We start from the raw sequence: 20,371 nt of genomic DNA on the forward strand, positions 1-20,371 counted from the left end.
GCGCGGTGTGGCCGTCGTCCTCGAAGAAGCTCGCCGCCGTCGATCCGACCCGCGACGACTCCAAGCTGATCAACCAGCGTCGCCTGTCGCTGCCCGCGTCGATTTCCCAGCGCATCGCCGCCGGCATCGTCCCGGACAGCGCCGAGAAGACCGCGGCGGTCGCCAGCATCGCCGAGCAGATCGGCAGCGACTGGAAGACGGTTCAGCAGAGCGCACAGGCGCCGGCCGCGAATCCGTTCCAGAACCGCATCGCCGGCCTCGACAAGAGCGCCGCGCCGGCGTCGATCAGCAAGGCAGACGCAGTCGCCGCCACCAGCGAGAAGACCCGCTTCAGCAGCAAGGAAGACTTCATCCAGACCATGCTGCCGATGGCCGAAGCCGCCGCCAAGCGCATCGGCGTCGACCCGCGTTACCTGGTCGCCCAGGCCGCGCTGGAAACCGGCTGGGGCAAGCACATGATTCGCCAGGCAGACGGCAGCAACGCCAACAACCTGTTCGGCATCAAATCGCACGGCTGGAAGGGCGGTTCGGTGAACGCGGTGACCAACGAGTACGTCGGCGGCAAGGAAGTGAAGGAAGTCGCCAAGTTCCGCACCTACGACTCCTACGCGGACAGCTTCCACGACTACGTGGACTTCCTGCAGACCAACGAGCGTTACGGCGACGCCCTGAAGACCAACGGCAACTCCGAGAAATTCATGACCGAGCTGCAGGAAGCCGGCTACGCCACCGATCCGCGTTACGCCCGCAAGGTGAACCAGATCGCACGCAGCATGGACACCTATCACTCGATCCAGACGCTGGCCTCGGTCGGCTCCGGCACCACTCGTATATAAGGCCTGAGCCATGTCGAACCTACTTTCCATCGGTCTTTCCGGACTGTCTGCCAGCCAGGCGGCGCTCAACGTCACCGGTAACAACATCACCAACGCCGACACCGCCGGCTACACGCGCAAGACCACCGAGCAGGTGGCGGCGCCGTCGCAGCGCAGCGGCAACGTCTACATCGGCAGCGGCACCACGCTGACCGACGTTCGACGCATGTACAGCAGCTACCTGGGCACCCAGGTGAACACCAGCACCTCGCTGAGCAGCGACTCGCAGTCGTACTACACCCAGATCCAGCAGGTGAACTCGCTGCTGGCCGACAGCACCACGGGCATCAGCACCGTGCTGCAGAGCTTCTTCACCTCGCTGCAGACCGCTGCCGCGAGCCCGACCGATGCCGCCTCGCGGCAACTGCTGCTGACCCAGAGCAACGCGCTGTCCAGCCGTTTCAACGCGATCTACGACCAGCTCGCCGACCAGAACGGCTACATCAACGAGCAGCTCGGCAGCATGACCAACCAGGTCAACAAGCTGGCCTCCAACGTCGCCCAGTACAACCTGGCGATCACCCAGGCCGCGTCCACCGGCGCCACGCCCAACGACCTGCTCGATGCACGCGACGAGACCGTTCGCCAGCTCAACGAGCTGATCGGCGTGTCCGTGGTGAACCAGGATGGCAACTACAACCTGTACATCGGTTCCGGCCAGCCGCTGGTCGTCGGCAACAGCGCCTCGACGCTGAACGCCACGCCGAGCCAGGACGACCCGACGCGCTACGCGCTGACCCTGACCCAGGGTTCGGCGACCCGTGACGTAACCTCCGCGGTGACCGGCGGCGAGATCGGCGGCCTGCTGCGCTACCGCACCGACGTGCTCGACTCGACGATGAACGAGCTCGGGCGCATGGCGCTGGTCGTTTCCGATGCGGTCAACAGCCAGCTCGGCCAGGGCCTGGACCTGAAGGGCGAGTTCGGCGCTCCGCTGTTCGGCGACATCAACAGCGCCACGCTGATCGCCCAGCGCAGCCTCGCGCAGGAGGGCAACAGCAGCGCGACGTCGAACTTCAACGTCACCATCAAGGACTCCGGCGCGCTGACCACCAGCGACTACGAAGTCACCTTCACCGACAGCACGCACTACACGGTGACCCGCTCCTCCGACGGCGCCAAGTTCCCGTCCGGGAACGGCACCTTCGACACCGCGACGAATCCCGCGCCGGTGGTCGATGGATTTTCCCTGCAGCTCACCGGCGGCAACGCCGCGGCGGGCGACACCTTCACCATCATTCCCACGCGTACCGCGGCGGGTTCGATCAGCACCTCGCTGACCGATGCCGGGCAACTGGCGTTCGCCGCGCCGCTGGCCGGCGTGGTCACCACCGGCAACTACGGTTCCGGGGCGATCACCCAGCCCACGCTGACCACCAAGATCGACATCACCGACCCCGTCGCCCAGGCCAACATGCAGGCGAGCCTGAAGAGCGGCATGCCGGTGAAGATGGTGTTCGACGCCGCTGGCGCGGGAACCCAGGGTTACAACCTCTACGATTCGGCCGGCAATAACATCGGCACCGGTACCATCGTGCCGGGCAACAACAACACCGTGACGGTCAACGTGGCGGCCAACCCGCCCAGCGTCCCCTCGGCGTTCAGCTTCGAGACGTCCATCAGCGGCAAACCGGGTGCCGGCGACAGCTTCACCTTCTCGTTCAACGCCAATGGCACTGCCGACAACCGCAACGCGCAGAGCCTGCTGGACCTGCAGACCAAGGCCACCATCGGCTCCAGCGGCAGCAGCTCGGGCAAGAGTTTCGTCGCCGCCTACAGTTCACTGATCGAGCAGGTCGGCGCCAAGACCAACCAGGCCAAGCTGGATGCCAGCGCGACCTCGGCGATCCTGACCCAGGCGAAGAGCAGCTGGGATTCCTATTCGGGGGTCAACCTCGACGAGGAGGCCGCCAACCTCATCAAGTTCGAGCAGTACTACAACGCGTCGTCACAGATCATCCAGATCGCGCGCAGTACCTTCGACACCTTGATCAACAGCTTTTAAGCGGAGGCTGAGAAATGCGTCTTTCCACCTCGCAGGTGTTCACCTCCAACGTCTCCGGTTACCAGAAAGGCTACTCGGAGATCGTCAAGACCCAGCAGCAGCTGTCCAGCGGCGTGCGCATCCAGACCCCGGCGGACGACCCGGTGGGCGCCGCGCGCCTGTTGCAGCTCGAGCAGCAGAGCTCCGAGCTGGGCCAGTACAGCACCAACCTGACCACGGCGACCAACAGCCTGACCCAGGAGGAGGGCGTACTGACCTCCGTGACCAACGTGCTGCAGCGCGCCCGCGAGCTGGCGGTGCGCGCCGGTAACGGCTCGCTGTCGGACAACGACCGCACCTCGATCTCCAGCGAACTGGAGCAGATCCAGACCCAGCTGATGAACCTGATGAACAGCAAGGACTCCAGCGGGCAGTACCTGTTCAGCGGTTCCAACAGCGGCACCCAGCCCTACATCCAGAATCCCGATGGCACCTACACCTACCAGGGCGACCAGGGCGCGCTGGGCCTGCAGGTGGCCAGTTCGACGCGGATGTCGATCAACGACAGCGGCTGGAGCGTGTTCGAGAACGTCACCAACGCCAGTCGGACCTATTCGGATGCGCCCACCCGCGACTACACCGATCCGGACACCGGCGTGGCCGTGACCGGCCCCGTCGCTGCGGGCGATCAGCGTGTGTTCCTTTCCCAGGGGCTGGTGCAAAACGACAGCAAGTATAACGACAGCTTCCGCGCTGGCTCGCCGTACACCCTGGAGCTGGTCAGCAGCACGCAGTTCAGGATCACCGACAGCGCCGGCGTGGATGTCACGTCCGAGGCGTCCGCCACAAACGGCAGCTTCGATCCGACCGCGATCGACGGCAACACCGTGACCTTCCGCGGGGTTAGTCTTGAGCTGGACGTCGCCCTCAAGGAGAACGACAACTCCTCCGACACCTCGCTGGACAACCTGCTGACCGGCTACAGCTTCGACTTCGGCATGGCGCCCGACGAGTTCGCCGTGACCCGCAGCGCGACCAACACCTCCAGCGCGCAGATGACCGCCAGCGTTGCTAACCAGAACGCCTATACCACGCAGTTCCCGGCCAATGGCGTGATCGTCCAGTTCAGCAGTGCGACCGCCTACTCGGTGTACGCGCAGCCGATGAAGGCGGGCGATGCGGCGATCTCCACTGGCACCCTGGGCGCCACCTTCCCGCAGACCATCAGCGCGGGCGGCGTGGACATGACCATCAGCGCCGTGCCGGCCAACGGCGACCAGTTCACCCTGCAGCCCAAGTCGCAGCAAACCCAGGGCATCCTGGAAACCATCTCCAACCTGACCGCTGCCCTGAAGACGCCGACCTCCGGCGACACCGCTGCGCAGCTCGCCCTGCGCGACGCCGTCGCCTCGGCGATCACCAACCTCGACAAGGGTTCCAACCAGGTCCTCGCCACACAGGCCTCGATCGGCGCACGACTGAACACCATCGACGTGCTGAGCACCGAGAACGAAACCCTCTCCATCACCAACAAATCCACCCAGTCGGACATCCGCGACACCGACATGGCCGCCGCGACCACCCAACTGGTCCTGCAGCAAACCATGCTCGAAGCCGCCCAGGCCTCTTTCATCAAGATCAGCCAGCTGAGCCTGTTCGACAAGATGTAAGGCTTCGCCGGCAATTCCCTTCCTCGCTGACAAAAAAGCGCGCCCGAAACGGCGCGCTTTCGTTCGTTCTATGCTGTTTTCACAAACAAGCTCGGTGGAAACAGGCATCAAGCTTGCAAACCCCAGTCACAACCTAAGCATCCGCCAAAAAACCGCCACGCGGTTGAGCGCATAGAGGCAGCGACGATGATGGAAGAGGCACAAGCCGTTCGGCAGCAAGCGTATGAGCATTTCAGCCAGGGCAACTTCGATGAGGCGCTGACGCTTTTCCGGCAACTGGAGAGCGAAGCGGAGGACGCCGAACTGGCGAACGACATCGCCGTCGTTCTCTACCGCCTGGGGCAGACGGAAAAGGCCGTCGAGAAGTTTCGTCATTCCCTGAGCCTGGGCGGCGGCGATTTCCTCGCGGTGAATGCCATCGAAATCCTCGACGAACAGGTGAAGAGCGCGGCTCTCAAGCCCGCTGCGCCGGTCGCCGCGCCTGCGCCCGCGCCGATATCCGCCGTCTCATCCGCCTTCGCCGATCTGGGCCGCAGCCTGACCGGCCAAGCCCTCGAAATCTGGCGCAAGGACAGCCCGTACGCGCTGCACCGCGCCGCCGCCGCGCTGGAAGACGAGGAGTGGTTCAAGGTCATTCTGAAAAGCGTCGACGATCCCGTTCAGCTCGACCATTTTCTCCCCGGCTTCATCAGCGCGACCGATCAGGCGGTATTCGTCGGCTCTTCGGGCGGGGCGGCACTTCAGGAGGCGATGCGCTTCATGCGCGTCGTACTGCGGTACGCCAGGACAAATGGCATCGCCTTCGACGACAAGACCAAGATCGCCGACTTCGGCAGCGGTTGGGGCCGCTACACGCGTTTCCTGCTCAAATACGCCAGCCCGGACAACATCTACGGCCTCGAAGTGAACAGGGGCATGGTCGAGCATTGCCGCAAGGCGTTCGGCCTGGGCAACTTCCTGAAGGTCGAGGCTTTCCCACCCTGCGATCTGCGCGACGGGCTGCTCGATCTCACATTCGGCTACTCGGTGTTTTCTCACCTGTCGCCGGACTGCGCGAACGCCTGGATCGAGGAGTTCGCGCGCATTACCCGGCCCGGCGGTCTGGTCATGATGACGACCCAGGGCCGTTCGTTCATCGATTACTGCGCCGACATTAGAAGGCGCAACGATCGCTCCAACGAATGGTTCGTGTCACTGATCAACTCGTTCGTCGATGTCGAGGCCAGTTACCGCGACTACGACAGCGGTGTACTGCTGCACGCGGGCTTCGGTCAGTATGGTGGTACGTACGGCGAAACGCTGGTGCCGAAGGGGCATATCGAGAAGCACTGGCTGAAGTATTTCGACCTGGTGGACTTCGTCGACAGCCGCTCCTGTCTGCCCCAGGCACTTTTCGTTCTGCGCCGCAATGAACGAGTATTCGAGCATGCCTGATCGACATATGGCTTCATGGGCGGGTTGGGGCAGCCGCAAGGCGCCACGCAACGGGTATGAAAAACAGTTGGGCTGCCTTGACGTCCGGAGGAAACATGCGTCGCGATGAATTGGATCCCTTGCCCTACGCGGAGGGCTATCCCAGTCTGCTTTCGGTGACGGGGCGGGTCGACATACACAGTCTGGCGGCGAAGTTCCTCTCCGACAGCCGCACCCAGGGCGCCTACCTGGAGTTCGGCGTCGGCAAGGGCCGCTCGGCGGTGTCGGCGCTGCGGGCCTATCGCCGTGAAAATGTGTGTGACCGCTACATCCTTTGCGATTCCTTCGAGGGCCTGCCCGAGCTGACCGGCGTCGACGTCGGCTCGCGCCAGTTCCAGCGCGGCGACTACGCGTTCGACCAGCCCGCCGTCGAGGCTTTCCTGGAGCGGTACGGGGTGGCGGATGCCGCGCCCGTCTCGTTCGTGAAAGGCTGGTTCGGACCCGATACCGCCGATGAAGTCACCCGTGCGCTGGGCGACTCACCGGTGGCCGTTATCCATGTCGATGTCGACCTCTACGAGTCCTGCAACTGGGTGTTGCAGGCGGTCACCCGCCACGTGCGTCCGGGCGTGGTGATGCTGTTCGACGACTGGAACTGTTTCAACGCCTCGAACCGCTTTGGCGAACGTCGGGCCACCGCGGAATGGCTGAATGCCAATCCCGGATTCGAATTGAATGAACTCTCATCCTACGGCTGGCACGGACGTGCCTTCGTATTCGATTGCCTCTGAGCGAATGCTCGGTACAGGAGCCAGATATGTCCGGAAAAGTGGTCGCCATCATGCCCGCAAAGGGCAGCAGCGAACGAATCAAGAACAAGAACCTGGCCGTTCTGGACGGTGAGCACCTCTTCAAGAGAAAGCTTCGCCAACTGCTCGATTGCAAGGAAATCGATGAGGTCTATCTCGACACCGATTCGGACGAGCTGGCGGCGCTGGTCGATGATCTGCCCGTCAAGTTCCTGAAGCGCCCGAGCGAGCTGGCGAGCAATCAAACCGACGGGCATGAGCTGTTCGCCTACGAATGCGCCCAGGTCGAGGCCGACATCTACATCCAGACGCTATGCACGGCGCCCTTCGTCGATGCCGAATGCATCGGCCGCGCGCTTCGCCAGTTGCGCGAGAGCGGGGCGGATTCGCTGATCGCCATCCGCAAGGAAAAGCAATACACCTGGGGGGAGGACGGCCCTCACTACGGCACGGGGCGCATCCCCAACAGCGTGGATCTGCCGCCCACCTATATCGAGGCGATGAGCCTGTACATGGTCAAGCGCGGTGACGCCCCCATCACCCGGCGTTTCACCGAGAAGCCGACGTTTTTCGAGCTCAGCCCCGAAGAAAGCCTGGATGTGAACTGGCCCGCCGACCTGCAGTTGGCCGAGACCGTCTCCGCTGGCAAGCGCGCCCAGGAGAACCTGGCGATGCAGGCGCTCAAACCCTTCCTGTCGTCCGCAATCCTGTCCGATATCACCCGGCAACTGGGGTACGACTGCACGCTGCCGAAAGAGCTGAAGCCCAACATGGGCCGACGCGTGTTCGGCCTGGCGAAGACCCTGCAGCTCGATCATTGCAAGCCCGGCGAGTCCTGGGAGGGCATCTATGACGCCTTGGGTAGTTACGAATTCGTCCGTCCGGGCGATGTCATCGTGGTCAACAATCCGGTTCCGGACAGCGCCTATTTCGGCAATCTGAACGCTGGGCTCGCGTCCCGCGCCGGCTCGGTCGGCGCCGTCATCAACGGCCTGACCCGCGATGTGAACGCCGTGCGCAACCTGGATTTCCCGGTGTTCTCCCAAGGCCATTACTGCTCCGACATCAAGTATCGCGGAGTCGTCCGCTCGATGAACAAGCCGGTTCTGATCGGGGAAGTACGCGTGGCCAATGGCGACTACGTGTTCGGCGACGAAGACGGAATCGTCGTGGTTCCGCGGGAGAAATGGGCTGAGGTCAAGGCCGCCGTGCTGCAGGGCATCGACAAGGAGTGGCGCGTCGGCAGGGCGGTAGCGATGGGGCTTCCGGCCCAGGAAATCTTCAGTTCGATTGGGGAGTTTTGATGAATTTTCTGTACTACCTCGAACCCTTCATCGAACGGCAGAGGCCCTTTTGGAAAGCGGGCTGGCTGGACTTCGCGAAAACCTTCGCCAAACCGCTCAAGGAGGTGGGGGGCGATTTTCGCCTGTTGATCGGTGAATCACTGGAGTCGGAGGCGCTCAAGAGAGGGTTTGCTCGGGAAGAGCTGTATATCGCTGACTATCAGCCATTCATTGGCAAGGTCGGCCGCGATTATCTCGATATCACCTCCCGCTGGTACAACGGCGAGGACGGTGAAGTCCTCGACGTATTCGCCGCGTATGCCGAGCGTCTTCTGGGCGACTACAAGCCCGATGTGATTTTTTCCTTTTCGCCCGCGCCGTTTCTGAGCCGAGTGTTCCCTGACGCGCAGATTCTGAACATCGAAGTGGGGATGTTTTCCCGCAAGCCCTTCCCGATGACACTGTATTTCGACGCCTGCGGGATGTTCCGGGACAGCTACCTGTGCCGACATGCCGATGCGATCAACGCCTTTCGTGCGGGGCCGGAGGCGCTGCATTTCATTTCGCAGCTGCGCGAGCGCTATCTGGATGATGGGCTCAGGAAGCTGCTGCCGATCGCCGAGGACATCTACGGCGAGCGGTTGAACGCGTTTTCCCGCAGCGTTCTGCTGCCGTTGCAGTTTTCCGACTATTACGCCTTCGATGCCAACTGCGAGTTCTCCTCGCAGTTCGATTACCTGCAGCACGTCCTGCGCAACGTATCTGCCGATATCGCGGTGGTGGTCACCGAGCACCCCGAGAACCCGGCGGTGACGGACGAGATTTACAGCTACCTGAAGGCCAGGCATCCCAACCTGATCTGGGATGCGCGCGGTCGTGATATCTACGCCTGCTCGCAGCTGGTCCTGCTGTTGTGCGATGCCGTCGTTACAGTCACCTCTTCGGTCGGCATGCATGCCCTGTTTTACCAGCGCCCATTGATCGCGCTGGGTGACTCCTACATGACGCCGTTCGCCGATGCCCATCGCCTCGAATGCCTGGACGACGTTCTGGCGAAGGGTTTCGATGCGGCGCGTGATCATGCGTTGTACTGGCTGTTCAGCCATTACTACGTGTTGTTCGAATCGATCTACGACGGCGACTGGTTCGAGTCGTTCTGCCTGTCCGTCGGGCAGGGCGTTTTCGACGAGGAGCGTCCCGTCTACACGCTGGCGCAACTTCACGACGCCTATCTCACAGGCGACAAGCCGAATCTGGAAGGCGTCCTGCGCGGCAGCCTGGGGCAGAGCTCGACGCTCGCCGCCGTGGTGGCGAGCGCGGCGGTTGAAATCGACCGGCAGGCGCCCGAATCCAAGTCAACCGAGTTGGCTCCCGTGGTGCCTTGCGAGCCGGTTCCCAGGCCCGAAGACCTGCTGCGCCTGATCGCATTCCACCTGCCGCAGTTTCACGCGATCCCCGAGAACGATGCCTGGTGGGGCAAGGGGTTCACCGAGTGGGACAACGTCAAGCTCGGGCGGCCGCTGTTCGACGAGCATTACCAGCCGCATGTTCCTGCCGAGGACCTGGGTTACTACAACCTTCTCGATGTCGAGACGCTTCGTCGCCAGGCCGAACTGGCTCGCAGTCACGGCGTGTATGGCTTCTGTTTCTACTACTACTGGTTCGATAGAAAGCGGCTTCTCGAAAAGCCCGTGGATTTGCTGTTGGCCAATCCGGACATCGATCTGCCGTTCTGCCTGTGCTGGGCCAATGAAAACTGGACCCGCCGCTGGGATGGCGGAGACAAGGAGATATTGATCGCCCAGAGCTACTCGCCGGAGTTGAGCGAGAAGTTCGCCGAAGACCTGATTCCGTACTTCTCCGACCCGCGCTACATCCGGGTCGAGGGCAAGCCGGTGCTTCTCGTTTATCGAAGCGACATCATCCCGGACCTCCAGACGACGCTCGAAACCTGGCGCCAGACCTGGCGGGACGCGGGGATTGGCGAGGCCTATCTGGTCGGCGTGGAAAGCTTCAAGTTCTTCTCCCCCAGCGAAGCCGGCTTCGATGCCAACTGCGAGTTCCTGCCGCACCAGGTCGATTTTTCCGTGCTCGCTCCGGAAGGCCCGTTGACGCACCCCCGGCAGCACATCCAGTCCATTGGCGATTACGAAAAGCTCGCCGACTTCTGGTCGTCCCGCCCTCGCGCGGAATACAAGCGCTTCCGCGGGCTGGTGCCGAGCTGGGACAACAGCGCGCGGCGCCGCAAGGGTGGGGCGACCATGCTGGTCAATGCGAGCCCCGCGGCCTACAAGGACTGGCTTGGCACGACGCTGAGAAAGACCCTGGAGGAATTCGAGGGCGACGAGCGTCTGGTCTTCATCAACGCCTGGAACGAGTGGGGCGAGGGCTGCCACCTCGAGCCCGACGTCAGGCACGGCCTGGCGTACCTCGAGGCAACCCGCGAGGCCGTCAACGAAGCCGCCAGTGTGGCCGGCGAGATAGCGGTGCGGCCCGATCCGGCGTTCGATTCGTTCGTCGCCGATTACGGGCGCTGGGTCGCCGGCAGAACGCTGTCGCTGGGCGAGGCGGATAATCTGCCCGCCCGCATCGAAGGCTATGCCGCCGCCTTGCGCTTCGCTGTCGTCATCAGCGATCACGACGGCTCGCCGGAGCTTCTGGGCCGAACCCTCCGGAGCGTGGATGAGCAGTGCTATCACGCCGGGTCCATCATCGTGTTTTCCGCGCAGAGAAGGCCGGGCGAACTGTCCGATCGTATCGTCTGGCTCGAGAGCGATTCGGTGTGGTCGCAAATTAACGACGTCATTCCGTCCGTCGAGGCCGACTGGTTCTATCTGCTGCGTGCGGGCGACGTGCTGGACGCGCACGCACTGGTGTTGCTGAACGACCGCCTCAACGCCGAGCCCTCGCTATCGAGTATCTATGCCGATGAGGACGCGCTGGACGGCGCGCACTATCGCGATCCTTTCTTCAAGCCGGATTTCAACCTCGACTTCCTGCGCAGCTATCCCTATTGCGGCCGCACGCTGGCCTTCGAGAAGGACGCCTTCCTGGCCGTCGGCGGATTCGATCCGTCCTTTGGCGAGTTGAGCCCGCACGATGTGATGTTCCGGCTGGTGGAAAGCCGGGGGCTGGGTTCGATTGGTCATATCGCCGAAGTGCTGGTGCACTGCGACAGGCATATGGGGCATTGGCTGGCCGAGGATGAGGTGATCGCGAACGCACCGCGGCTGACGTCCAATCACCTGACTCGCCTGGGCATTGCCCATAGCATTACCCAGGGCGCCTTGCCGATGATCAATCGGGTGGCCTACCACAACGCCAGCCAGCCGCTGGTTTCCATCATCATTCCCACCCGCGACCAACTTCCCGTTCTGCGGCGCTGCGTCGAAAGCCTCATCGAGAAGACGCGGTATGCGAACTACGAGCTGCTGATCGTCGACAATGCGAGCGAAACCCCCGAGGCCATCGCCTGGCTGGCCGGCATGGAGCAGCTCGGTAGCGACAAGGTGCGCATACTGCGCTATCCCAAGCCTTTCAATTATTCAGCGATCAACAACTTCGCCGCGGAGCAGGCGCGGGGCGAATACCTGGTTCTGCTGAACAACGACACCGCGATCATAGAAGCCGGTTGGCTGGATGCCCTGTTGAACCACGCCCGGCGCCCTGAAGTGGGAATCGTCGGCGCCAAGCTTCACTTCCTGGATGGGACCATCCAGCACGGCGGCGTCGTTCTGGGCCTGGGTGGCCCTGCCGACCACCCGTTCATCGGGGAGCCGGCCGACGCTCCTGGCTACATGCATCGGCTGCTGGTCGATCAGAACTACACAGTGGTCACCGCGGCCTGCCTGATGATCCGTGCCTCGGTCTATGCCGAGGTCGGTGGCCTGGACGAAGACGATTTCAAGGTCTCGTACAACGATGTCGATCTTGGCCTCAAGGTGCGTTACGCCGGCTATCTGACGGTGTGGACGCCCTATGCGGTTTTGGTGCACGAGGGCAGCGTCAGTCAGAGGAATCTGGATTCGCAGTACGCGTCGTCGAAGAAGGAGCGTTTCAACAGCGAGCAACTGGCGATGTATGCCCGCTGGCTCCCACAGATCGCGGAAGACCCCGCCTACAACAAGAACCTCACGCTGTATGCGGGCGGTTTCTCCCTGGCTGCCGAGAGCGAGCGATTCTATTGGCAGCCGTTCGCGGAGAAAGCCGTGCCGTCGATTCTTTGCCACGCCGCGGACGCGTATGGCGGCGGGCAATACCGCGTTCTTCAGCCGTTCAATGCATTGGCGCAGGCGGGGCTTGCACAGGGTGGATACAGCCGCTATCTGCTGACGCCTGCCCAGGTCGAGCGCTTCAAGCCGGACTCGGTGATCCTCCAGCGGCAGTTGCTGGAACCGCAGATCAACTACGTCAGCCGACTCAAGGCGTTCTCCACGGCGCTCAAGGTCTATGAGCTGGACGACTACATCATCGAGCTTCCGCTCGGCAGCCAGCACCGTGCCGATTTTTCCCGTGAAGTCGTGCGTTCGCTGCGCAAGGTCCTTTCCCTGTGCGACCGTTTCGTCGTATCGACGGAGCCGCTGGCGGCGGCGTTGGCCGGCATGCATTCGGACATTCGCGTCGTCAGGAACACGCTCGCTCCCGAGTCGTGGAAAGGTTTGCAGGGGCAGCGCCGGTCGGGTCCGAAGCCACGGGTGGGCTGGGCTGGTGGGCTTGGTCATGGCGGCGATCTGAAAATGATCGCCGACGTGGTCAGGGCGCTGGCGGGCGAGGTGGACTGGGTCTTCATGGGCATGTGCCCGGACGAGCTGTTGCCGTTCATGGCCGAGTACCACCCCGGTGTTCCGTTCGACCGCTATCCCGAAAGGCTGGCAAGTCTGGACCTGGATCTGGCCCTCGCGCCGCTCGAGCAAAACCGCTTCAACGAGTGCAAGAGCAATCTTCGCCTGCTCGAGTACGGCGCCTGCGGCTTCCCGGTCGTGTGCAGCGATATCGAGCCCTACCGGTGCGACCTGCCGGTGACGCTGGTGAAAAACCGCTACAAGGATTGGCTCAACGCGATCCGGGCGCACCTGCAGGACCTGGATGCGGCGGCTGCGATGGGCGCGGCATTGCAGACCAAGGTGCGTGCCGAGTGGATGCTCGAAGGCGACAATCTGCAGGCCTGGCGCAAGGCCTGGCTGCCTGACTGAAAGCGTTAAAGTTTCGCGAGCCCGAACCGATAACCCGGATGCCTGAAGACGTGGCTCCGTGGTGATGTTCGGAGTCTCGCGAGGGCGGTCAAGCCCTACAGCAAAAAAGTTTTAAAAAACGTTAAAGCTTTCTGCCGGCACGACGATAAACATCACGAAAGCTCTCTAGGCCAATCCCGGCGGTTGCCAAGGCCGGGAGTCGTACAAGCCCACACCACGAGGTTCTCGTCATGGCTCTTACCGTCAACACCAACATTGCCGCACTGAATACCCAGAAGAACCTGAACAAGTCTTCTGACGCTCTGTCGACCACCATGCAACGTCTGTCCAGCGGCCTGAAAATCAACAGCGCCAAAGACGATGCGGCTGGCCTGCAGATCTCCAACCGCCTGACCAGCCAGATCAACGGCCTGGATGTAGCGGTCAAGAACTCCAACGACGGCATCTCCATCGCGCAGACCGCTGAAGGCGCCATGCAGGAATCCACCAACATCCTGCAACGTATGCGTGAACTGGCCCTGCAATCGGCTAACGGCTCGAACAGCGACGAAGACCGCAACTCCCTGCAGGCCGAGTACTCGCAGCTCTCCACCGAACTGACCCGTATCGCCAGCACCACCACCTTCGGTGGTCGTAACCTGCTCGACGGCTCCTTCGGTACTTCCAGCTTCCAGGTCGGCGCCAACGCCAACGAAACCATCAACCTGACCCTGGGTAACGTTTCGGCCAACCGTATCGGTTCGCAGCAGGCTTCCGCCGACGCGGCCGTCGTCGCCAGCGGCTCGGCTGCCGGTGCAGGCACCATCACCGTTACTGGTGGCGGCAAGACCAAAGACGTCGATATCGAAGCCGGCGCATCCGCTAAGGACATCGCCAAGGGCCTCAACAACTCGATCACCGGCCTGAGCGCCACCGCTTCCACGACCGCTCAACTGAGCATCGACACCGGTAGCGGCGCGGCAACCAGCGGTGCTTCGTTCACCGTCAACGTCGGCACTGCCTCGGCGAGCATCGTGGGTGCCCATTCGACCTCCGACCTGGCCGACCAGCTCAGCTCGAACGCCTCGGCGCTGGGTATCTCCGTCAACTACAACGAGGAAAGCGGCGAGCTGTCGATCACCTCCAGCACCGGTGAGAACATCTCCTTCGACGTGGCTGCAGGCAACACGGCTTCCGCAGCGGGCGTGAAGGTCGCGGTGCAGGATTCGGACGGCGAGTTCGGTGCTGGGACTCAGGTGGCCGACGGCCAGACCGTCCGCGGTACTGTCGATCTGAACTCGGCCAAGGCTTACAGTCTCACCGACAAGACCGGTACTGTGGCCGCCACCGTGTTCGGTAGCGCAACCACCAAGTCCGAGCTGACCAGCGTCACCGATACCGACATCACCTCGGCTCGCGGCTCGCAGAAAGCGATCTCGGTCATCGACAAGGCGATCTCCAACATCGATGCCCAGCGTGCCGACCTCGGTGCCGTACAGAACCGCTTCGACAGCACGGTTTCCAACCTGCAGAGCATCTCCGAGAACTCCACGGCTGCACGTAGCCGCGTTCAGGACGCTGACTTCGCATCGGAAACTGCCGAGCTGACCAAGCAGCAAACTCTGCAACAAGCGTCGACAGCGATCCTGGCCCAGGCCAACCAGCTGCCGTCCGCTGTACTGAGTCTGCTCCAGTAATCGATACCAAATAGGGTGGAGGGGGAAGTGCATTGATGCCTTCCCCCTTTTCCCGTTGTGAGGTGATTTCCAAATGAACATCACGACTCCGAATGTGCAATATGTCCCGTCCACGACCACGTCCACGTCCGCTACGTCGGGCAAGGCGTCGTCGGAGGCGGTAACAAGCGTGGCGACCGGGAAGGCCGAAAACGCGGTGAGTGCGGGTGAATCGATCGATCGTGGCGAGCTGGACTCGGCGGTAGCGAGCATGCAGAACTACGCCCAGTCGATTAAACGCAATCTGGATTTCCACCTCGACGACTCCAGTGGCCGCGTGGTCGTGCAGGTCGTCGCCAGCGACTCCGGTGAAGTGATTCGCCAGATTCCCTCGGAGGAAGCGCTGGAACTGGCGGCTAATCTGGATGGCATGCGCAGCTTGCTGTTTCGCGAGCAGGCTTGATCTGGCGCGTTTTTTGCTGAAAGGGAAGTATCAGCGCCACTAAAATGGCATAGGGGATAGCAGCGATGGTGACTACAACATCTACGACGGGAACGACGTCTACGACGACGCCGGCTACCACCACCAGCTCGTCGTCCACCAAAACGTCGATCACCGGCCTGGGTTCCGGGCTGGATATCGATGCGCTGGTAGAAGTCACCGTCAACGCCGAGAAGGCGCCCAAGCAGGGGCAGATCGATCGCCTTACGGCGAAGACCGAAACCAGTTTGTCTGCCGTGGGCACCTTGAAGGCGGCAATGGAGGCCTTCGAGGCCTCGTTGACCGCGCTGACATCGAAGAGCACCAGTTTCGACGGGCTCAGTGCCAAGTCGTCCACCGAGACGGTCGCCACCGTCACTTCCAAGTCGGGTGCTGTGGAGGGTTCCTACGCGCTCAACGTCACCAGTCTTGCCACCGCCTCGAAGGTGGCTACCGCGAGTCTCAGCGGCGGTAGCGCCACCACCTTTGCGTCCGGTGGGAAGCTGAAAATCGACGTGGGCGACAACGCCACCTATTCAGTGAACGTGTCTGCCGGCGCCTCGCTGAGCAGCATCCGCGACTCGATCAATTCCCAGTTGTCTTCGAGCGCTGGTATCACCGCGAACATCGTTACCGACTCCAATGGTTCGCGCCTCGTACTGTCATCGGAAACCACCGGCGAGAATACCGATATCTTCATGTCGGGTACCGGTGATCTGGCCGCACTCAACGTCAACGTCACGTCCACCACCGACGGCGACGGGGTCACCACCGTCTCGCACAATTTGCAGAAGCAGAGCGGCACCGGTGCCGGTTACATCACCCTTTCCGGGGATGCCAAGTTCACCCTCGACGGGCTGGAGATGTCCAGCTCGACCAACACCACGTCCGCCCTCAGCGGCTTGACCATCACCCTGAAGGGGAAGGGCGAGTCGACGATCTCGATGTCGACCAACACCGATGGCATCAAGTCGTCGGTGGAGACCTTCGTCAACGCCTACAACACCCTGATGACGGTGACCAACGCGCTCACCAAGGTCACCGTGTCCGCCGATGGCAGCACCACGGACGCCGGCGCTCTGGTCGGTGATGCGACGATTCGGACCATGATGAACTCGGTCCGCAGCGCAATGGTCCAGCCGTCCACGGGCAGCGGCAGCCTGAGCATCCTGGCGCAGCTGGGCGTATCGACGAACAAGGACGGCACCCTGAAGCTCGATGAGAAGGCGTTGACCGCCGGCGTCGAAGCCAACTACGACTCGGTCAAGTCCTTCTTCACGGGAGATGACGGGCTGATTTCGCGTCTCGGCGATGTCACCTCGGTGTACACCGCCAAGGGCGGCCTTCTCGAAAGCAAGCAGAACTCGCTGCAGGGCACGCTGGACAAACTGGATGACCAGCAGGAATCGCTTGATCGGCGGATCGAGACACTGCAGACCAGCCTCTACAAGAAGTACAACACCATGGATGCCCTGGTGGCCCAGCTCAACGCGACCAGCTCGAGCATTCTCGAAACGCTCAACGCGTTGAACAACAAGGACAACTGATGTCCCGGGGCTATCACCCCATCCGCCAGCTGGGACGGAGCATGCGTAACGGGGCATTTGCCGCGATCGCCACGCTCCGTAATGGCGTCGCCTTGTATCTACCCGCCACGCTTTCTCCGAGCAAATTTGCGTTCCACGCTAAAGATTCCACCGGCTGACCCGATAACTAAATCAGAAGGTTTCATTCGTCTTATTTAGGAGCCGCCGGCATGTACCCAGCCTCTGCCCTCAGGAATTACCAGCAAGTCAGCACCCAGTCGCAACTGGCTGAAGCAAGTCCTCACCGTCTGATCCAGATGCTCTACGAGGGAGCTTTGGACCGGATCGCCCAGGCCCAGGGCGCCATGGCGCGCGGTCAGACCGGCGAGAAAGGCGCGCTGATCGGCAAGGCCATCAATATCATCAACGGCTTGCGTCAGGCGCTGGACAAGGAGAAGGGCGGCGAGTACGCCGACAATCTCGAGGGTCTGTACGAATTCATGAGCCAGCGTCTGCTTCAGGCCAACCTGAAGAACGACCCCAGCTCCCTGGAACTGGTTTCTTCCCTGCTGCGCAAGGTCAAAGATGGTTGGGACGGCATTGCGCCGGCTCCTGCTCCCATTCAAGGTGCGTGATCATGAACACTGCCGTTAAGCGTCTCGAAACTACCGGTATAGCTTTGCGGGATGCGCTGACCAATCAGGATTGGGCGGCTATCGGCTTGCTCGATCAGCAGTGCCGCGAAGCGGTCGATGACGCCATGCGCGAAGTCGAGCGCGACAGCGACCTGAAGATGACGCTGGAGGACATCCTGGCGATCTACCGTGATCTGGTCACCTCCTGCAGAAGCGTTCGCGAGCGCCTCGGCGAGGAAATGGCCCAGGTCAACAAGGCCCATCAGGGTGCCAAGATCTACAAGATGTTTGGCTGAGACCGCGCTGGTGAAGTGACACAAAGCAAGCCTGAGTCAAATCCAGGCTTTTTTTGTGCCATAAATTTGACTGGCGACCGTTTTTTGACTTTACTAGCGGCATATTGCTACCGCGTTAGAGCCGTGTGGCCTTTTCTCCGTCCGACCTAGAAGCCAACCTCTATGTGGCGTGAAACCAAGATTCTCCTAATTGATGACAATGACGACCGTCGTCGCGACCTGGCGGTCATCCTCAATTTTCTTGGCGAGGACCACCTGGCCTGTCGCAGTCAGGAGTGGCGAGACTGCATCGCTCCGCTGAACTCCAGTCGGGACGTGCTTGGCGTACTGCTCGGCGAAGTCAGCGCCAAGGGCGGTAACAGCGAGCTGCTCAAGCAGGTTGGTGCCTGGGACGAGTTTCTCCCGGTACTGATGATCGGAGAGTCGCTCGCCGCGGATTGCCCGGAGGAGCTGCGCCGCCGCGTGCTGGCCTCGCTGGAGATGCCGCCCAGCTACAACAAGCTGCTCGACTCGCTGCACCGCGCCCAGGTCTATCGCGAAATGTACGACGAGGCCCGCGAGCGTGGCCGTCAGCGCGAGCCGAACCTGTTCCGCAGCCTGGTGGGCACCAGCCGCGCCATCCAGCACGTGCGGACGATGATGCAGCAGGTCGCGGACACCGAGGCCAGCGTGCTGATCCTCGGCGAGTCGGGCACCGGCAAGGAAGTGGTCGCGCGCAACCTGCATTACCATTCCAAGCGGCGCGAAGGGCCGTTCGTGCCGGTCAACTGCGGCGCGATCCCGGCGGAGCTGCTGGAAAGCGAATTGTTCGGCCACGAGAAGGGCGCGTTCACTGGCGCCATCACCAGCCGGGCAGGGCGCTTCGAGTTGGCCAACGGGGGCACGCTGTTCCTCGACGAAATCGGCGACATGCCGCTGCCGATGCAGGTCAAGCTGTTGCGCGTGCTGCAGGAACGCACCTTCGAGCGAGTCGGCAGCAACAAGACCCAGAGCGCCGATGTGCGCATCATCGCGGCCACCCACAAGAACCTCGAGAAGATGATCGAGGAGGGCAGCTTCCGCGAGGACCTGTATTACCGCCTCAACGTCTTCCCCATCGAGATGGCGCCGCTGCGCGAGCGCGTCGAGGACATCCCGCTGCTGATGAGCGAACTGATCTCGCGCATGGAGCACGAGAAGCGCGGCTCGATCCGTTTCAACTCCGGCTCGATCATGTCGCTGTGTCAGCACGACTGGCCGGGCAACGTCCGCGAGCTGGCCAACCTGGTGGAGCGCATGGCGATCATGCATCCGTACGGGGTGATCGGCGTTTCCGACCTGCCGAAGAAATTCCGCTACGTCGACGACGAGGACGAGAACCTCACCGCCAGCCTGCGCGAAGAGCTCGAAGAGCGCGCCGCGCTGACCAGCCAGCTTCCGGTGGGCATCGACTCCGGCAGCATGCTTCCGCCCGAGGGCCTGGACCTCAAGGATTATCTGGGCAACCTCGAGCAGGGCCTCATCCAGCAAGCGCTGGACGACGCCAACGGCGTGGTGGCACGCGCCGCCGAGCGCCTGCGCATCCGCCGCACGACGCTGGTGGAGAAAATGCGCAAGTACGGCATGAGCCGCCGCGAGGATGAAGACGAGGGCTGACGCGCTTCTCGTCTCCCACGCCCGCTTCACGGGTTTCCCTTCCAAAAGTTTGACGCCCGCTTCTCAACTCATTGAAAAGCGGGCTGTTTTTTATGGGCACGGGGATTGCTATTCGTCTCTCAACACGACCGTTCTCTGACGGTCGCCACGCGAGAGATTCACATGAAGCCAGTCGCCCAGAGCGCCGCCATCGAACCCGTTCCGCCGAGCGATCGCTCCACCGATGAACTCGGCCGGGCGTATGCGTTGTTCGAGCAGATGTCGGAACGGCTCAGCGACTCCTACGGATCGCTGCAGGCCCGCGTCGATCAGCTCACCGGCGAACTGGAACTGGTCAGCGCCCAGCGCATGCAGGAGCTGGCGGAGAAGGAGCGCCTGGCGCAGCGTCTGCAGAGCCTGCTCGACCTGCTTCCCGGCGGGGTCGTGGTGATCGACGGCCAGGGCCTGGTCCGCGAAGCCAATCCGGTTGCCGGGCAACTGCTCGGCCAGCCGCTGGTCGGGGTGCTCTGGCGCCAGGTGATCGTTCGCTGCTTCGCGCCGCGCCAGGACGATGGCCACGAAGTGTCGCTCAAGGATGGCCGGAGGCTGTCCATCGCAACGCGTTCGCTCAATGGGGAGCCGGGCCAGCTGGTGCTGCTCACCGACCTTACCGAAACCCGCCGCCTGCAGGACCAGTTGGCCCGTCACGAGCGGCTTTCCGCGCTCGGTCGGATGGTCGCCTCGCTGGCGCATCAGGTGCGCACGCCGTTGTCGGCGGCGATGCTCTATGCCAGCCATCTGAACGAGCGCGTGCTGCCTCCCGAGCAGCAACAACGTTTCGCCGGGCGTCTCAAGGAGCGCCTGCATGAGCTGGAACACCAGGTCCGCGACATGCTGGTGTTCGCCCGTGGCGAGCTGCCGATGACCGATCGACTGGC

The 20,371-nt window shown here is 62.5% G+C and carries 14 protein-coding genes; all 14 read left to right on the top strand.

Features of this window, described 5'->3' with window-relative positions; all coding sequences use genetic code 11:
- The coding region (flgJ, locus tag B3E91_RS07235; RefSeq protein ID WP_287028882.1) for a flagellar assembly peptidoglycan hydrolase FlgJ at nucleotides 1–836 on the top strand (836 nt) is incomplete at its 5' end.
- 10 nt (nucleotides 837–846) lie between these two features.
- The gene (gene flgK, locus B3E91_RS07240) at nucleotides 847–2,880 is read left to right on the top strand and encodes a flagellar hook-associated protein FlgK (RefSeq protein WP_090229631.1); all 2,034 of its coding nucleotides are present in this window, start codon (nucleotides 847–849) and stop codon (nucleotides 2,878–2,880) included.
- Between the two features lie 14 nt (nucleotides 2,881–2,894).
- On the top strand, nucleotides 2,895–4,529 hold the full coding sequence (locus B3E91_RS07245) for a flagellar hook-associated protein 3 (RefSeq protein WP_090229628.1): 1,635 nt from the start codon (nucleotides 2,895–2,897) through the stop codon (nucleotides 4,527–4,529).
- A 186-nt stretch (nucleotides 4,530–4,715) separates the two neighbouring features.
- Nucleotides 4,716–5,963 carry a methyltransferase domain-containing protein gene (locus B3E91_RS07250; RefSeq protein WP_090229627.1) on the top strand — a complete coding sequence of 416 codons (1,248 nt, stop codon included), beginning with the start codon at nucleotides 4,716–4,718 and terminating at the stop codon, nucleotides 5,961–5,963.
- A 95-nt stretch (nucleotides 5,964–6,058) separates the two neighbouring features.
- Nucleotides 6,059–6,733, top strand: a complete 675-nt coding sequence (locus B3E91_RS07255) for a TylF/MycF/NovP-related O-methyltransferase (RefSeq protein WP_175534365.1) — start codon at nucleotides 6,059–6,061, stop codon at nucleotides 6,731–6,733.
- Between the two features lie 38 nt (nucleotides 6,734–6,771).
- Nucleotides 6,772–8,055 carry a cytidylyltransferase domain-containing protein gene (locus B3E91_RS07260; RefSeq protein ID WP_287028883.1) on the top strand — a complete coding sequence of 428 codons (1,284 nt, stop codon included), beginning with the start codon at nucleotides 6,772–6,774 and terminating at the stop codon, nucleotides 8,053–8,055.
- Nucleotides 8,055–13,226, top strand: coding sequence for a glycoside hydrolase family 99-like domain-containing protein (locus B3E91_RS07265; protein ID WP_287028885.1), 5,172 nt, complete (start codon nucleotides 8,055–8,057; stop codon nucleotides 13,224–13,226). Before B3E91_RS07260 ends, B3E91_RS07265 begins: the two co-directional genes overlap by 1 nt.
- A 230-nt stretch (nucleotides 13,227–13,456) precedes the next feature.
- The gene (locus B3E91_RS07270; protein ID WP_273229314.1) at nucleotides 13,457–14,902 is read left to right on the top strand and encodes a flagellin; all 1,446 of its coding nucleotides are present in this window, start codon (nucleotides 13,457–13,459) and stop codon (nucleotides 14,900–14,902) included.
- Nucleotides 14,903–14,975: 73 nt separating this feature from the next.
- On the top strand, nucleotides 14,976–15,344 hold the full coding sequence (locus B3E91_RS07275) for a flagellar protein FlaG (protein ID WP_090229614.1): 369 nt from the start codon (nucleotides 14,976–14,978) through the stop codon (nucleotides 15,342–15,344).
- 65 nt (nucleotides 15,345–15,409) lie between these two features.
- Nucleotides 15,410–16,909 (top strand): flagellar filament capping protein FliD, encoded by a 1,500-nt coding sequence (fliD, locus tag B3E91_RS07280; RefSeq protein ID WP_287028886.1) that lies wholly within the window; start codon nucleotides 15,410–15,412, stop codon nucleotides 16,907–16,909.
- A 209-nt stretch (nucleotides 16,910–17,118) separates the two neighbouring features.
- Nucleotides 17,119–17,523, top strand: a complete 405-nt coding sequence (gene fliS / locus B3E91_RS07285) for a flagellar export chaperone FliS (protein ID WP_273229312.1) — start codon at nucleotides 17,119–17,121, stop codon at nucleotides 17,521–17,523.
- Nucleotides 17,524–17,525: 2 nt separating this feature from the next.
- Complete coding sequence (locus B3E91_RS07290; RefSeq protein WP_273229311.1) at nucleotides 17,526–17,819, top strand: flagellar protein FliT; 294 nt, start codon at nucleotides 17,526–17,528, stop codon at nucleotides 17,817–17,819.
- 162 nt (nucleotides 17,820–17,981) lie between these two features.
- Nucleotides 17,982–19,454, top strand: a complete 1,473-nt coding sequence (locus tag B3E91_RS07295; RefSeq protein WP_287028887.1) for a sigma-54 dependent transcriptional regulator — start codon at nucleotides 17,982–17,984, stop codon at nucleotides 19,452–19,454.
- 162 nt (nucleotides 19,455–19,616) lie between these two features.
- On the top strand, nucleotides 19,617–20,371 hold a 755-nt coding region (locus tag B3E91_RS07300), incomplete at its 3' end, for a histidine kinase dimerization/phospho-acceptor domain-containing protein (RefSeq protein WP_287028888.1).

It is taken from the genome of Pseudomonas sp. UBA6310 (genome assembly GCF_002438225.1).
Taxonomy (GTDB): Bacteria; Pseudomonadota; Gammaproteobacteria; order Pseudomonadales; family Pseudomonadaceae; genus Pseudomonas_O; species Pseudomonas_O kuykendallii.

What these genes read in the sequence shown, in the direction of transcription:
- B3E91_RS07250 (WP_090229627.1), top strand. Translation starts at nt 4,716, where the DNA reads ATGATGGAAGAGGCACAAGCCGTTCGGCAGCAAGCGTATGAGCATTTC.
- B3E91_RS07290 (WP_273229311.1), top strand. Translation starts at nt 17,526, where the DNA reads ATGAACACTGCCGTTAAGCGTCTCGAAACTACCGGTATAGCTTTGCGG.
- B3E91_RS07265 (WP_287028885.1), top strand. Translation starts at nt 8,055, where the DNA reads ATGAATTTTCTGTACTACCTCGAACCCTTCATCGAACGGCAGAGGCCC.
- B3E91_RS07295 (WP_287028887.1), top strand. Translation starts at nt 17,982, where the DNA reads ATGTGGCGTGAAACCAAGATTCTCCTAATTGATGACAATGACGACCGT.
- fliS (WP_273229312.1), top strand. Translation starts at nt 17,119, where the DNA reads ATGTACCCAGCCTCTGCCCTCAGGAATTACCAGCAAGTCAGCACCCAG.
- flgK (WP_090229631.1), top strand. Translation starts at nt 847, where the DNA reads ATGTCGAACCTACTTTCCATCGGTCTTTCCGGACTGTCTGCCAGCCAG.
- B3E91_RS07270 (WP_273229314.1), top strand. Translation starts at nt 13,457, where the DNA reads ATGGCTCTTACCGTCAACACCAACATTGCCGCACTGAATACCCAGAAG.
- B3E91_RS07245 (WP_090229628.1), top strand. Translation starts at nt 2,895, where the DNA reads ATGCGTCTTTCCACCTCGCAGGTGTTCACCTCCAACGTCTCCGGTTAC.
- B3E91_RS07275 (WP_090229614.1), top strand. Translation starts at nt 14,976, where the DNA reads ATGAACATCACGACTCCGAATGTGCAATATGTCCCGTCCACGACCACG.
- B3E91_RS07255 (WP_175534365.1), top strand. Translation starts at nt 6,059, where the DNA reads ATGCGTCGCGATGAATTGGATCCCTTGCCCTACGCGGAGGGCTATCCC.
- fliD (WP_287028886.1), top strand. Translation starts at nt 15,410, where the DNA reads ATGGTGACTACAACATCTACGACGGGAACGACGTCTACGACGACGCCG.